We start from the raw sequence: 14,171 nt of genomic DNA, 5'->3' as shown, positions 1-14,171 counted from the left end.
GGATTATTTGAAGAAATCTGTTGCTTACTATTAGCCTTTGTGGAAAGCTTAAAATAACGGTGGGGGTTGTCAAACAGTGTGACGTCCCCCTAGTTTCCAAATGAATTATTGAATATCCACATGCAAAAGTTCAGTGAATAGAAATTCTTCTTCATCATCAAAAATAAAGGTCCATGGCATTGAAGTATGTGGAGGAATATTTAAATTTGGAATGGTGAATGTTTTTGCAAAAACACCCTTAGTAGTTGTGCAGGTTACTTCTCTATTTTGAAAATTTAGCACATCTCCACTTCGATTATGAATAAGTACGGTCAGGAGCAGCTGCTGCCGATGATTTAATGCTTTTCGTACGAAGCAGCACGATATCTCCTCCGTGTCCTCATCTTTAGTTTGATGAAATAGCTGTTCGATGATGAGGCGGTCTTGTTTTGCAATCGTTTTGTCCCATGCCGCTTCAAATTGTAGTTTTTGTACGATAATAACCTCTCCTTCCCGTTTTTTCAGTAAATAAGCTAGAAAACAACCTTTCTTACAACATCCGTGTTACAGTAGAGTAGAATCTTAAAAGATAGAAGGCGAAAAAATGATTGAAATAAAAAATTCCCCAATTAGTGAGGGCGAATATACTCGCGGTGTTTTTGCGCAAGAAGCAATTCCAGCAGGAACTTTATTCCACCAGGCTCCTGTCCTAAGTTACCCGAATGAGCAACATAAACATATTGAAAAAACAAGTCTTGCAGATTATGCATTTGAGTTCGGTGTAGGCCGATCTGCGATATTATTAGGCTACGGGATGTTATTTAATCATTCTTATGAACCTAATGCTACGTATGAAATAAATTTTGAAAATGAAACATTCGATTTTTTTGCCTACAAAGATATTAAAGCCGGTGAAGAAATTTTTATTAATTATAATGGTGATATCGATGATAATGATCCATTATGGTTTAATAAAGAAGAAGAATAAGCATGGTATCAAGAACTGTCTAAAGGTAACTTTAAACAGTTCTTTTTTCAATTTTCTTTAAAAAATCTAAAATATCCTCAGCTAACAAATCACGTTCTTTTCCTAATGAAATAAGATGTCCACTATTTTTATATAGCTTTATGCAGACAATATTTCCGTTAACCTTCTGTTCAATTAAATCAATGCTCTTATGAAATACCGCTTCATCCAACCCGCCCTTTGCCAAAAACAACGGCTGCTTCATCGCGTGAACTTCCTTTCCAGACTGGACAATAAATTGCTGAAAGGCGATAAATTTTTCGATAGGTCTTGGAAAGTGTTCACTCATAAACTCCTGAATTTCCTGTTCCGATCTCCCATTATTTTTTAAATACCGCCTTGAAAAATGTGCTGCCCTTTTTTCTAGCTCTACCGCTGGACGTTCCAATATAGGCGATGAAATAATGCAAACGGCTTTAATTTGCGGAAATTCATTGGCCAAACGAATACTTAACACACCACCTAAAGACTGACCAATCAAATAGATCGTTTCATATTTTTGCTGAATTAGATAATTAACTGCCTCTCTACTGCCGGCTGCTACTTTTTCAATGGAACTTGCAAATAGATGCTCAGGTGTAGCACCGTGTCCTACCAGGTTTGGTGCATAGCAAGTATAACCTTCCTGATGAAGCTCTTTTGCTAAATACTGCATTTCCTTCGCATTACTTGTATAACTATGTAAAAGTAAAACCGCTTTTTCGTTGCCCCGTAAAAAGATATTTTCAACCAACTGCATCGTAATCTCCTTTATGAATAGTCCAAATTATTATAGCATAGCACCCTTCTATTGCTTACCTTATTTGGATTAATAGGTTTTCAACACCGAAATGATGAAAATGTTTCATGTTTCCGCTACAATGATGGGTGAGTGAAAAAAACTTGAAAGGAGAATCATTATAATATGAAAACAATATTATTATCGATTCTAGCTGCACTAGTTTTATTCGTTCCAAATGCTGCAGCACATACTTATTTGGATACGACAAAACCGGAAGATGGCGAAGTTGTTGTAGAACCGCTGCAATCTATTTCGCTCACATATGCCGGTAAAATCGAACAAGGTAGTACATTTAAAGTCCTTACAGCTAATGGCGAGCAAATGGAAACTAGCAATATGACTTTAGTAGATGGTGTATTAACTGGTAGTTTTGATAACCCTTTACCGAATGGTGAGTATACAGTTCAGTGGAACAGTATAAGTGAAGACGGACATCCATTATCAGGAGAGTTTTCTTTTACTGTCAATGCACCTGAAACAGAGGAAGCTGTTACAGAAGAGAACGTTGAGCAGGCTGAAGTAGAAGATTCGTCACAAGTTGATGTATCTGAATCCGAACCCGTAAGTGTAGAGGATGATAAAAATAATATGCCGTTGCTGGTCGTTGGCGGAATGTTACTTGCTATTATTTTCATTAGTATAATCATACTTTTCGCACGGAAAAAGACTAAATGATAGCTATAACGATTTTTAGCCAATTTCTGCTCTATATAGGTTTATCGATTTTAATGGGGACATTTATTCTAAACTGTATCCCCACTTCGTTACGTCCGCAAGTTTATATTTCAAAAAAATGGTTAATGATCAGTACGATTGCTTTACCTATTGTATCGTTTGTTCCTAATATACAATTGCTTACGATATTAACGCCGCAATTCGGCTTTTTCGACTCAATATGGATGCTCCTATCAAAATTTAAAGTTGGACATTCATGGCTTGCAATTTTAGGTTTCACGATTATTTTACTATTAATCGTTCGGATGTATGTAAAACAAGAGTCGAAGCTTAGTGCTGTAATGGGAATTTTAGTCCTTATCGCGATTATGGCTGCAATTGGCTATATTAGTCACGCAGGATCGATGTCAGGCATTGTCGGTTCCATTTTCGACTTTGTTCATTTGCTTGCTGTAAGTGTTTGGCTCGGTATATTAATCATGATTAGCTTTTTCTCAAAAGACGCCGCGAATTGGGAAGCTTATTTAAAGTGGTTCTCACCTGTTGCACTTGTCTCCCTTACAACGATTGCATTAAGCGGTGTGATGATGACCGAATCGATTGTCCCTGGCTATATAACAAGCTGGTCAAGCAATTACGGGCAATTTTTATTTATTAAACATGTATTGCTCGTCCCCCTTACCGTAATCATTTTGGCCAATGCGCTATTAATTAAACTGAAAATAAAAAAGCCGTTATTTGAGCCTCGTACGTGGGTCATAATGGAGACTACTTTATTGATCATTATTTTGTTTATTACTGCGCTATTCAGTGAACAACAGCCACCAAGCTTTACTGTACAGGAAATTTCACCTTTTTTTGAGCTATTTTATAGCAGCTCGATTGAGACAGGCATGCGGGCATATTTGCAAATGACTGGAATCGGCTTAGGCTTTTTCTTACTTACCGTCCTCTTTATTGGGCTGGTCATTGTAAGCTACATAAAACAGCTTCCTATTATTATTTCAGCAGCTATGACTTTCGCTGTTGCTTTATGTTTTTATATGGGCTTTATGTCGATTGTGTTTTTTAAATGATTTACGACTGAAATATATATGGCAATATCGAAAAAACCATCTTCTCCATGAGAAAATGGTTTTTTCTGTTTATCCAGCAATTGATTTCCGTCAAGGGTACGCTTTCCACGGGCGTGGCCTGAGCCTGTAGTCTCAAGCGTCATGCTCCTGCGGTTACTCGTCGCAAAAATAATTTCGCTATTCCCGTAGGAAGCTTTGCTTGTAGCGAAAGGCGCTAGCCGTCAGCTACACTCGACCCTTCACTCCAATCAATCATAAAGTATCTACTTTAATATTAGTATTTTCTCATTTATTAGATATATCTAATTCTGCCTAATCCTCTTAAGCAAATTTCTTATTTCGCATATAACGAATGAGCGATGCGATAATTAATATGATCGTTAATGCGATCGTTCCGTATTGCATTGTAGTGTCGTCTGTTTTGACAGCGATACCGATTAATGCCCAAACAATTACTAATACAAAGAAAATATCATGGGAAAGCGCGACTGCCAAATAGCCGAGGATGACTGCTACTGCTACAAGTACAAGAGAACCTGCTACTTCCGAAATACCAAGATCCACATTGTAATATTTTAATACGTAGCTCATATTGGCAATGGTTGCTACTGAAATCCACGATAAATAAAATGAAAATGGAAAGCGTTCTGATAAGCCTTTTTCTATATTTTTGTACTGTTGATAAATCGCAATGAGTGTGAACAGTAATAAAAACATGATGATAATAGATAAAATAAATTGTTCATAATGCCAGCTAAATAACCAAGCAATATTAAATATACAGCTTATAATAAATAAAAATCCTACTTTTGATTTAAAACGGTTTTCTTTCACTTTTTTGTAAATGGCAATTAACCAAATTACTAATAATAGATAAATAAGCGACCAAATCGAAAATACATAGCCGGCTGGTGTAAAGAGTACATCCAGCCTATTTGTAATTTCAGCTGCTGTCACCCCGTTTAATGGTAGTGTATTGGATAATGCATTGACGACAATTACGGCAATCAAGGCAATCCACATGACAATATATAACCCCATAAAGTCTCACCCTTTTTCTATAAGATTAGGTATCCATACCCTACCTGATAAAAAAGTATGCGACCATGCCAGGCATTATAAATAAACCCCAATTAAAATACAAAAAATCGATTCAATGCCAAGTAGCAATGAATCGATTTTTACGGTTTACTGTTTTTCAAATGCAAGTTTCATACCAAATCCGATTAACACAGCACCAGTTAACCCTTCAATAGCTGATTGTGTAGCTGGTTTTTTCATGAAATTGCGTATTTTGTTTAATAAGAATACATAAACAGCAAACCATACAAACGTGAGTACAATGTAAATAATACCCATTGTTAAGAAAGGCCAAAATGGCTCACTGCCTGCTGATAAAAATTGCGGTAAAAACGTAAGGAAAAATACCGCCACCTTAGGATTTGTAATATTCGTTACCAACCCTTGCCTGAAATAGGAATTACCCTTTACTTCGATAGTCGGAACTTCATCGATCTCTGTGTTTTTCACACGCATAGCAAGCAATGTTTTTATCCCCAAATAGCATAGATAAGCGGCACCTACATACTTTAATACTGTAAATGCTACGGCAGATTTAACGATAAGGGCTGATAATCCGGCAACCGCAGCAATCGTATGAACGGTTAAGCCTACACATGATCCGAGCATCGTCTGCAAGCCGCCCTTTTGTCCATTAACAATTGTATTTTTCGTTACAATTGCTGTATCAGGACCCGGCAAAATAATCAACAGCACACTTGCAATAATAAAGAATACGATATTCTCCATTTCCTCACCTTCGTTTTCTAAATTTTTAGTTATTTTAACATAATTAAGACGAAGGAAGCTACATACATTTTTAAATGACTTGTATTTTGCTGGCTCCTCACTATAACATGTGGAAGATTTTCTAATAAAATTTAACTTGATTGATTGGTGGGCTACGGCAAGACAGCGATAAAGCCACGTGATACGTGTCTTTATCACTGCCTTTATTGCCGATTGTGAGGCCCACCAATTACAAAATTTTACCCACGTTATAAAGTGAAGTAAAAAACACCCAATCAAGCCGCTTGCGCTATCGCGAGGCGGCGGAGAGCGGAAGGGTTCTCTTTTATATCTTCAATTATGAAGAAATTCACTTTATGCCAAAGCAGAATGACGCGGAGCGGAGGGGAGCAGAAACTATTTATTTGTTAGTAAGCTGATTTTTTCAGCAGCCTGATCTATTATGACATCTGCTTTTACCTGTCCATTGTAGGAAATATACATTACGGCATTATCTTTTACGAAAATAAATTCATTAACTTTATCTCCTTCATGAGTTAGCAGTTGGTCAAATTTTTCATGTGTTGTTTCTGTAAAAATTTTTTTATCATTGCTTTCATTATTACTCTCTTTTATTAAATCTTGAACTAAAGGATCCACAAGGAAGTGAAAACGTAGCTGATAAATATTTGAGTATATTATTGGTGTGTAAGTGTTATTCGGATCAGTCCATTCCCCCGTTTTTTCTTCACCATTCTCTAAAGTCTCATATATGATTGGGGCAAAAGTACTCCAATTAACGCTAACATAGTTCCCCCATTCCTTTCTTACTAAATGCGGATTATTTTCAATCGACTCCAGTCTGACTATCGGTAATGATGTATCCTCATTCGGTAACGTCAAATGATCTATTTTAGTTATTTGGTAAATCGGGATAATCAGAGCAAATATTGTAATCGCTATATTAAATATATAGGTAATCTTATTATATAAAAAAGAGAGTTCCCAAGGTTTATGGTGATCGATCAATTCACCTTCTATAAATTTTTTACGTACCCAAGTAATTCCCCACCAGCTTTTAAAAGCAGATATTATATATAAGGAATTAATTACAGCTAAAATTAATGTAACTTCTAAGCCCCCATCAATTAATAGCAATATTTTGGTATTATCAAGGAACCAAAATCTGTATAGTACGAAAAGTATTAATGCTACCCCTCCTACTGTTACAAGTAGATTCAGCAGCATTTTTCTCTGAAGCGATTTTAATACAGCTATATATTCTACCGAATTGACTTCTATCTCTTTCGTCTTTCTTTCAGTCGGGGCTGCAAAAATATGAAAGTAGCGGTCACTTGCTATATAATCCCAGCCATTTTCCTTATATAAATCAATTTTGTCATTTGAAATATATTTGTCCTTCGCCAGTTCCAAACGGTATTCCATCTGCTTTCGTTCACCTTTTTTAAACTTAGCAAAATGGGTACCTATATCATATATATGGAGGCCTTGTTCGGACATATCCGAAAACCAGCTCTCATGTTCTCCAACTTTCCAAAAATCAGCAGGTCTTAACTTGCGTACAGTTTTCGTCATTCTTTCAACCTCCTACTTATGGAATTGTTCTACTTAAATAATTGACCTATTACTTTTGGTATCATCTGTATCATTTCAACAATTGAAAATGAATTCTCGACTTTATCAAATTTTTCTTCAGAATGATCTTTAAAAGGCAGTGGCTTAACTATATCGCCCTGTATTGGTTCAAAATCATCCTGAAACTGAATTCGAATCGATTTTGCTTCGTTCATATCGGCTTTATCCATTACTTGAAAATGAATGTGCGCTTCCGATGAATTGCCTGAATTCCCGCATTGACCAAGCAGTTGCCCTTCTTTTACTGTATCCCCCGGCTTTACAACGATCGAGTCTTTCTTAAAATGAGCAATCATACTGTATTCCTCATTAGGGTGGGCAATGACAACATAATTACCTGCAGCATTCTCTTCATCCATTTCCCCCGGGACATTATCTTTTATGTCTGAGACAACTTTTATGACTTCCCCTGCATATGGAGCTACAACATCTGCATTAAAGGCATAGTAATTAGCATTCAATGTCGGGGAATCCATATAGCTTCTGCCATCTTTCATGATAATAAGATCATAAGCATAACGCTGCTGTTCATATGGATAGTGGTAATTGACGAATTCATTCGTACCGCCCCAAAATACAAACCATTCCTGTTCAATGGGCATACGATATTTGTTTTTCGTAAATTTCTGATCGGTTTCTGGAAATATAACATATGGCTTTAAATAAAGACTTTGAATGACATTTTCCACATTAAATGCAACGACAATTGCTTTTTTCTTCTGATCATCCAACCAGACAAATTGAGTGATGTCATCGTATTGAAATTGATGGGCAATTTCATAATGCGTTACACCTTTATTATATTCCTTCCCAACTTCAATAAAATCTTCAACAGATATTAAAGTATGGAAATCTGCAGTAGCTGCATTATAGATCTTTTTAAATTCATTATTGATAAAATATGTACCAAGCGAAAGTGGATCTTGAACCGACATAAAAATCCCTCCTAAAAGTTCTTACTATTTATACGGCTCAAGTCCCAAATTCGTTTCAAAATTATATTAAGACCCTAGATCAATAAAAAGTGTTTATTAAATTAAATTAAATTAAATTAACATTAAACCGTTGATTTCCATTCCAGGACCGATGCTTTCCCCGGGCACGGCTCCAGCTAACTGAATTGTGCCTATAACGGCAGGCACAATTCAGTGGATCTTCCGCGCGTGCTTTTCCCGGTGGAGTCACGGTCCCTCCATTCCAATCAACTTATTAATCACTTTAAATAAAGTGAGATACGATATCTACGATGACTAGTAATAAAATCAATGAACGTGAACAACTGTTCCTGCTTAGCATTGTTGAAATTTATAATAAAAGGCTGTTTTCGTATATATTGTGTCAAAAATCCAATAAAATAACAGTAAAAATGCTAAGAAGCGCATAATAAAAACCTCAATCAAGAGGTCTTAACGTTTTTGATAATTTTTCATATTTAAACAAAATTAAATTGGTTGTTAACTGAACTTCTTTGGTCTTTTTGTATCCAAATTTTTCATAAAAATAGTGATTACGAAAACTTAAGTGCGGGGTATACAAAGTCCATAATTTCACATTGGGAAACTGCTCTTCTAGAAACTGAATAGCGGCAGTACCAACTCCTTTATCTTGACTAGTTGGAGAAACGAATACTTTATCTATATGCATACGTTCATCACTACCTCTAACATCAATTGCGCCGATAACTGTATCTTCGTCTAAAATTGTAAAATGCTGATATTTTTTTATATTTTCCGCTAACTTTTCACTTGTTTCGCAAGCTGGATTAGTTTCGAAGTCCTCGTATTTTTCTAAGTCTTCTTGAAATGAAGCTTTTTGAATAGGAAGTAATATCTCTATATCTTCTATTTTTGATTTTCTAAATAATAACGACATGATAAATCCCCCTGTATTAGTTTTACATTATTATACAATCATTTAATAGTAAATCAATCTTTTTTTAAAACAACAATCTTTTAGAAAATAGCCTAATAAAAAGACAAAAGGTCTCTCGAAACCTTTTGTCGACAATCTGTATTAGGTATTCTCTTTTTCAGCAAAAACTTCTATTTTTTGTGCGACATTTTCTATTAGATGATCTACGTCTGCATAACCGTAATAGCGGACATACATGACTACTTTACCTTTAACAGCAACTATTTGTTTCTGTTCTTCCTCTTCATGAACGCGTAATTCATCAAGTGTGGCATGATCTATTTCTACGTAAGAATCAATTTCCTCTTTATACGAATTCCATTTAATTAAATCTTTTACTAATGGCGCCGCGAAAGCTTGAAAAGTTAGTTCATAAATTTCCGATGAGATACTAGGTGAATAAGTGCCGCTTTCGTCTAACCACATCCTACCCTCGACGATACCACCTTCATCTGTTTCATACTGCACAGGTGCAAAAATACTCCAGTTTGTCGAGTAGCGGTTTGCCCAATCCACTTCATCTATATAATATTCATCTCGTTGAAGTAAAGGATTCTGTTCAATATCTGCCAAACGGACAATAGGTAAGCCTCCATCCTCTTGAGGCAGAGTATAAGTATCCATTTTTATTAATTGCATCACTGGCAATATAGCACTTACAAGCGCGATTCCAGCATAGAAAAACGGGAAAATAGCATTTTTATGCAAACTACTTTGCCATGGGGCATGATGATTTATTGCTTTTCCTTCATTTAAATCTCTTTTTAATGACCGTATTGCCCTTGTTGCCTGGATTGAGTAATACACATAATAAAGAAAGAGGATACTCATGATACTTTGCTGAATAATATACCCTTCTACTAGACGTAAAACCGGTGTTCCGTCCAAAAACCATGTAGCGCTCAGTAAACCAATCATTAAAGCTACCGCTAACGACATTGCGATTAAATTAACAAGAAGAATCTTACTTAGGCGCTGCAACGTATAAGCCTGTTCTGCCGGATCTGTATGAATTTCCGGTGCATTGCTCTCTTCCAGGGATGAGAAGACATGAAAATATTGATAGCTTGTTACATATTCCCAGCCATTCTCTTCATACAAATCTATTTGTTCATAAGTTATGGATTTTTTCTTCGTCACTTCCATGCGATATTCAATCCGCTTCGGCTCACCTTTTTTAAAATGAATAAAATAAGTCCCTATTTTATGAAGATGCAGCCCTTTTAAAGACATATCGGAAAAATAACTTTCATGCTCCCCGATGCGCCAATATTCAGATGGTCGAATTTTACGTACAATTTTACTCATCGTTTGCCTCCTCTAAAATGCGGCTGTCATTAATTAAAGATTTCAGTCTCTCGTACTCCACACGTAATGCCTGCTCGCCCTCTTTCGTAATTTCATACGTTTTTCTTCGTCCATCATCCTTTGCCAGAACAATTAACCCGTCCTTTTGCATACGTGAAAGAACTCCGTATAATGTGCCCGGCCCCATTTTTAGTCTTCCGCGCGATACCTCTGTAATTGATTGCATTAATTGGTACCCGTGGTTTGGACGTATTAACGCTAATAAGACGTAATACATTGCCTCTGTCATCGGTCCACCATTATAGGACATGTCCATCACTCCTTTTTATTATGTGTCGCGATATATCGTATAACATAATAGTAAAGTATGCGGAAATATTTGTAAACTCTATTTTCACTTGTAACTTTCAGGAAGTTAACTCCGTCTAATAATTATGGAGGGATTATTATATGAAAAAAGTTATGTTACTTGTTTTATCACTGACTATTACATCAACAATTCTTTTAGGTTGCCAAACAAATGAAAGCAATGCAATAAACAATGGTGAAAATAAACCTAAACAGCAGTCAGAGGTAGAAGAGGTTCCAACATTACAAATCGATGGAAAAATTAAAGAAGTTAGTATTTCAAAAACGAAAGGAAGTAACAAAATCGTTCTTGAAGACAGTAGTTCTATCGAGACGTTAAAAACTATAATTATGAGTGGTATAAAAGTTAATGGCATAGCGGATATGACTAATCCAGAATACTATATGAACATTATTTATGAGAATGGAAATACACAGTATTTTTATCTTTGGATACATGAAAAAGGTGAAACAAGCACTTTGATGAACACCGAAGATACCCATACAGCTTATACAGTTGGGAAAGAAATGACGGAAAAGTTAATTGAGTTCATTAAATAGCATACTTTCAAGACAGCCCAAATATAAAGAACTTAGGAGAAAACGAAAAATATCGAGTTTCCAAAAGGAAAAATCGATATTTTTCTGCTACTGCCAGCGTTACAGGGATATGGCTCTTAATAAGGGATTTCTTCTATATCAATGAGATCTCTAACTTTGTCCCACCCTCAATGTTTTACATTACCAATATTTATTTTCTTTTATTTTTTCCGGATTTTTCGTTTCCATGTTTAAAGTTACCCGTAATTTTCGCTAACAATAACTGTACTTCTAATATATTATCTTCAACTGCTTTTATTCTTGCTATAAGACGTTCTGCCTCTTTATCCTTTACTATTTTAATTTGCTTACCTTTAAAGTTAATTGCTACCGTTCCATTTTTAGTTATTCGATAAGTGAATGGCTCTTCTTTTAATCTGTTTCGTTTATCTATATCGCTCAAAACACCATCTCCTTGATCACTATTTTTTAAACTCCACTGTTAATTTGATAATGGAAATTTTAATAAAACGTTTTTAATAAATACTGATCCGGTTGCTACCATTAAGGAAACGATAATAATTACTAACCCTGCTAATGCCATGATCGGCGGAAAAGCATTTGCCGTATCAAGTATAATAAATCCTGCTACGTACAAAGCGATGATAATGAATGCACAATATTTAATATAATTTAACCCTTTTATAATGCTGCTTGAAAATAATGATTTCCGTTCAATCACATATATCATATTCAATGACTCATAAAGCGCGTAAAAAAATGGGATTGCTGTTGCGTATAATCCAAGTAAAATAGGATATTGCAAGTAGGCGACTTCCGGATGAACAGCAGCTGCTTCCTGGGCAAGGATAGGTAAAAGATATACACATAAAAACAATACGATTATGCCCATAGCGATAATGCCTAAACTTAAAAGAACGGAATTGATTTTCTTCATAGTATCCTCCTTATTTTCCAATGTTTCTCAATAAAACGAATTAACTTTATGAAGGTTTCCAGGAAAATGAAAATGGGCTTAAATAGAGGGAGGAATTCCGCTTATTTAGTTAATTTCTTTAAAAGTGGTCAAAATAGACGGAGAAATTCCGCTTATCATCCTAAAAAACAAGTGAGTGAGTGCGTTTTTCTATGAATAGACGGAAAAATTCCCTTTATTTTCAACTTAAACTAAAGGTTAACAGCGTATAAAGGGAAAATCTCCGCTTATTTGCTTGACAAGGATTTCGCCGTCTTTACACACTATCGCTTATCCCTTTACTACGTACCAGTGTTGGAATATCAGCCTCTAACAGTAATAGTGTCTAACCGTTTCATGGACGATTAGCTTCGTTAGTATTTTTGTTCAATTTCGTACGGTTAAACCTTCGGAAACAATAACTTCATTGTAAAACCACGCTTATATTCTGAGTCGACCTTCATTTCAATTTGCAAATCATCACATAATTTTTTCACTAAAAACAAGCCCATTCCTGTAGACTGCTTTTGATTGTGAGTGTCTCCAGTAAATCCTTTATCAAATATAAATGGTAAGTCTGATTGCAAGACACCCAGTCCATTGTCAGCTACTTTCACATAATAGCTGTCTTTTTCATGTTCAAAGCCTGTTTCTATCCAAATGAAACTATCACTATCTACGTTTCGATATTTAATTGCATTCACAAGTAACTGGATTAAAATAAAATGAAGCGCTCTTTCATCAGATATAACGGGAATGTCCTTGATATCCGTATGAACACTTACCTTCTGCTCTTCCAATAATGATTGTAGCTCTAGTAAGACGTCTTCAAAGCATTCCAAAATCGAGACCTTTTTCAAGCTATAATCCACATGCACTGCTTGAAGCTTGGCAAAAAATAATATACGTTCTACGTAATCATGAATCGTTATATTTGCATGATCTAGCCGTTTATAAACTAAAGAAGACATTTCGTCTTTCCGATTTTGTAACACAAAATGAAATAATGAAAGTGGTGTTTTAATTTCATGCACCCAGCTTTCGATAAACGTTTGATATTCTAATGACTGGTACTTTGCCTCTAGTGCTTCATCATGCAGGCGACGTAATTCATTGGCTAAATTGTGCACGACTTCTTTATAGGAGTTACCTAAAATTTGTAATAAATGTTCTTCCTTCTCAAGAGAGGGCTCTTTTAAAAACTGATAAAAAGGATTTTGTTTCTCTTGCTGTTTTTTCAATGTAATAATTACCCCATACAACATCGTAACCAATGTGATAATGAGCATCGTCGGTACTAATATTTTAAATTCTTTTGGATAAGCAACCCACGCTAAAAATATAAATAAAGCACTATTCACAAAAAGGAGTAAAATCCAGTGATGCGAGTGCTGAAATAGATGTAGCCAATTGACTTTTTTCATGAGGTTTCGCCCCCTATTAATTGATAGCCGATACCTCTGACCGTTTTAATTGACCGTGACATTCCCACCTTATCTAACGTTTTTCGAAGTCTCGTCATATTGACTTGTAAAATGTTCTCGTCTACAAATTCACTACTTCCCCATAGCTCTATAAAAAGTTGCTCCTTTGTCACTATTGCTGGTGAATTGTTAATAAATAATTTCATCATAATGGCTTCATTTTCTGATAAGGCGACAGACTGCTGAGCAGCATATAAAATATTCCCTCTTTCATCTAGCGTGAATTGTGCCCATTTTAATAGTCTAGGCATTGTAGCGTACAGTTGCTGTAGCTTTTCGATTCGGGCAATGAGTCGCTTCGGATGACACGGTTTATTTAAAAAATCATCCGCCCCGAGCTCTAATGCATGCAGTTCATCTCGTAACTGATTACGTGCTGTTAACACTAATATTGGACCAACGCCCTTCGCCTTTAACGTACGACAAATTTGAAAGCCGGACATATCTGGCAAATTTAAATCCAATAATACAAGGGACGGATTGGCTTGTATAATCGCTTCTACGGGGGCATCAAAAGTAGAGATACTCACAACTGAGTACCCCTCCTTTTGTAAAATATGTTGTAATTCTTCACGTAGAAAATGGTCATCCTCTACTATGACAATGTTCGCCATACAAACAC

General features: G+C 35.7%; 17 protein-coding genes. 4 read left to right on the top strand and 13 right to left on the bottom strand.

Going from position 1 to position 14,171, the window contains the following annotated elements:
• Positions 1 to 105 precede the first annotated feature (105 nt).
• The gene (locus H9632_RS12940) at positions 106 to 477 is read right to left on the bottom strand and encodes an SLAP domain-containing protein (protein ID WP_191704579.1); all 372 of its coding nucleotides are present in this window, start codon (positions 475 to 477) and stop codon (positions 106 to 108) included.
• A 106-nt stretch (positions 478 to 583) separates the two neighbouring features.
• Here H9632_RS12940 and H9632_RS12935 point away from each other — a divergent pair, with 106 nt between their 5' ends.
• Positions 584 to 967, top strand: coding sequence for an SET domain-containing protein (locus H9632_RS12935; protein ID WP_191704484.1), 384 nt, complete (start codon positions 584 to 586; stop codon positions 965 to 967).
• A 31-nt stretch (positions 968 to 998) separates the two neighbouring features.
• On the opposite strand, the gene H9632_RS12930 is transcribed toward H9632_RS12935, so the two are convergent.
• Positions 999 to 1,745, bottom strand: coding sequence for an alpha/beta hydrolase (locus tag H9632_RS12930; protein WP_191704483.1), 747 nt, complete (start codon positions 1,743 to 1,745; stop codon positions 999 to 1,001).
• A gap of 165 nt (positions 1,746 to 1,910) precedes the next feature.
• Here H9632_RS12930 and H9632_RS12925 point away from each other — a divergent pair, with 165 nt between their 5' ends.
• A complete protein-coding gene (locus H9632_RS12925; RefSeq protein WP_191704482.1) occupies positions 1,911 to 2,462 on the top strand; it encodes a copper resistance CopC family protein in 552 nt (183 codons plus the stop codon).
• The gene (locus H9632_RS12920) at positions 2,459 to 3,538 is read left to right on the top strand and encodes a copper resistance D family protein (RefSeq protein WP_191704481.1); all 1,080 of its coding nucleotides are present in this window, start codon (positions 2,459 to 2,461) and stop codon (positions 3,536 to 3,538) included. The genes H9632_RS12925 and H9632_RS12920 overlap by 4 nt, the downstream gene beginning before the upstream one ends.
• Before the next feature lie 321 nt (positions 3,539 to 3,859).
• Here the strand turns inward: H9632_RS12920 and H9632_RS12915 are convergent, their stop codons facing one another.
• From H9632_RS12915 to H9632_RS12885, 7 genes are all read right to left on the bottom strand, one after another.
• Positions 3,860 to 4,579, bottom strand: coding sequence for a TspO/MBR family protein (locus tag H9632_RS12915; RefSeq protein WP_191704480.1), 720 nt, complete (start codon positions 4,577 to 4,579; stop codon positions 3,860 to 3,862).
• A 147-nt stretch (positions 4,580 to 4,726) separates the two neighbouring features.
• Entirely contained in the window at positions 4,727 to 5,347 is a 621-nt protein-coding gene (locus H9632_RS12910) for a LysE family translocator (protein ID WP_191704479.1), read from the bottom strand.
• Between the two features lie 396 nt (positions 5,348 to 5,743).
• Complete coding sequence (locus H9632_RS12905) at positions 5,744 to 6,922, bottom strand: DUF2812 domain-containing protein (RefSeq protein WP_191704478.1); 1,179 nt, start codon at positions 6,920 to 6,922, stop codon at positions 5,744 to 5,746.
• A 29-nt stretch (positions 6,923 to 6,951) separates the two neighbouring features.
• On the bottom strand, positions 6,952 to 7,917 hold the full coding sequence (locus tag H9632_RS12900) for a M23 family metallopeptidase (RefSeq protein WP_191704477.1): 966 nt from the start codon (positions 7,915 to 7,917) through the stop codon (positions 6,952 to 6,954).
• Between the two features lie 457 nt (positions 7,918 to 8,374).
• Positions 8,375 to 8,854 carry a GNAT family N-acetyltransferase gene (locus tag H9632_RS12895; RefSeq protein ID WP_191704476.1) on the bottom strand — a complete coding sequence of 160 codons (480 nt, stop codon included), beginning with the start codon at positions 8,852 to 8,854 and terminating at the stop codon, positions 8,375 to 8,377.
• Positions 8,855 to 8,995: 141 nt separating this feature from the next.
• The gene (locus tag H9632_RS12890; protein WP_191704475.1) at positions 8,996 to 10,201 is read right to left on the bottom strand and encodes a DUF2812 domain-containing protein; all 1,206 of its coding nucleotides are present in this window, start codon (positions 10,199 to 10,201) and stop codon (positions 8,996 to 8,998) included.
• Positions 10,194 to 10,511, bottom strand: a complete 318-nt coding sequence (locus tag H9632_RS12885; protein WP_191704474.1) for a PadR family transcriptional regulator — start codon at positions 10,509 to 10,511, stop codon at positions 10,194 to 10,196. Before H9632_RS12885 ends, H9632_RS12890 begins: the two co-directional genes overlap by 8 nt.
• A 140-nt stretch (positions 10,512 to 10,651) precedes the next feature.
• Between H9632_RS12885 and H9632_RS12880 the strand changes: the two genes are divergently transcribed.
• Complete coding sequence (locus H9632_RS12880) at positions 10,652 to 11,110, top strand: hypothetical protein (RefSeq protein WP_191704473.1); 459 nt, start codon at positions 10,652 to 10,654, stop codon at positions 11,108 to 11,110.
• Between the two features lie 190 nt (positions 11,111 to 11,300).
• On the opposite strand, the gene H9632_RS12875 is transcribed toward H9632_RS12880, so the two are convergent.
• From H9632_RS12875 to H9632_RS12860, 4 genes are all read right to left on the bottom strand, one after another.
• The gene (locus tag H9632_RS12875) at positions 11,301 to 11,552 is read right to left on the bottom strand and encodes a hypothetical protein (protein WP_191704472.1); all 252 of its coding nucleotides are present in this window, start codon (positions 11,550 to 11,552) and stop codon (positions 11,301 to 11,303) included.
• A gap of 39 nt (positions 11,553 to 11,591) precedes the next feature.
• The gene (locus tag H9632_RS12870) at positions 11,592 to 12,047 is read right to left on the bottom strand and encodes a DUF2975 domain-containing protein (RefSeq protein WP_191704471.1); all 456 of its coding nucleotides are present in this window, start codon (positions 12,045 to 12,047) and stop codon (positions 11,592 to 11,594) included.
• A 419-nt stretch (positions 12,048 to 12,466) separates the two neighbouring features.
• On the bottom strand, positions 12,467 to 13,489 hold the full coding sequence (locus H9632_RS12865) for a sensor histidine kinase (protein ID WP_191704470.1): 1,023 nt from the start codon (positions 13,487 to 13,489) through the stop codon (positions 12,467 to 12,469).
• Positions 13,486 to 14,163 (bottom strand): response regulator transcription factor, encoded by a 678-nt coding sequence (locus H9632_RS12860; protein ID WP_191704469.1) that lies wholly within the window; start codon positions 14,161 to 14,163, stop codon positions 13,486 to 13,488. The genes H9632_RS12865 and H9632_RS12860 overlap by 4 nt, the downstream gene beginning before the upstream one ends.
• Positions 14,164 to 14,171 lie beyond the last annotated feature (8 nt).

Source organism: Solibacillus merdavium (genome assembly GCF_014836935.1).
Taxonomy (GTDB): Bacteria; Bacillota; Bacilli; order Bacillales_A; family Planococcaceae; genus Solibacillus; species Solibacillus ferritrahens.
The sequence above is the reverse complement of the archived record's forward strand: the minus strand, read 5'-3'. Positions and strand labels throughout refer to the sequence as shown.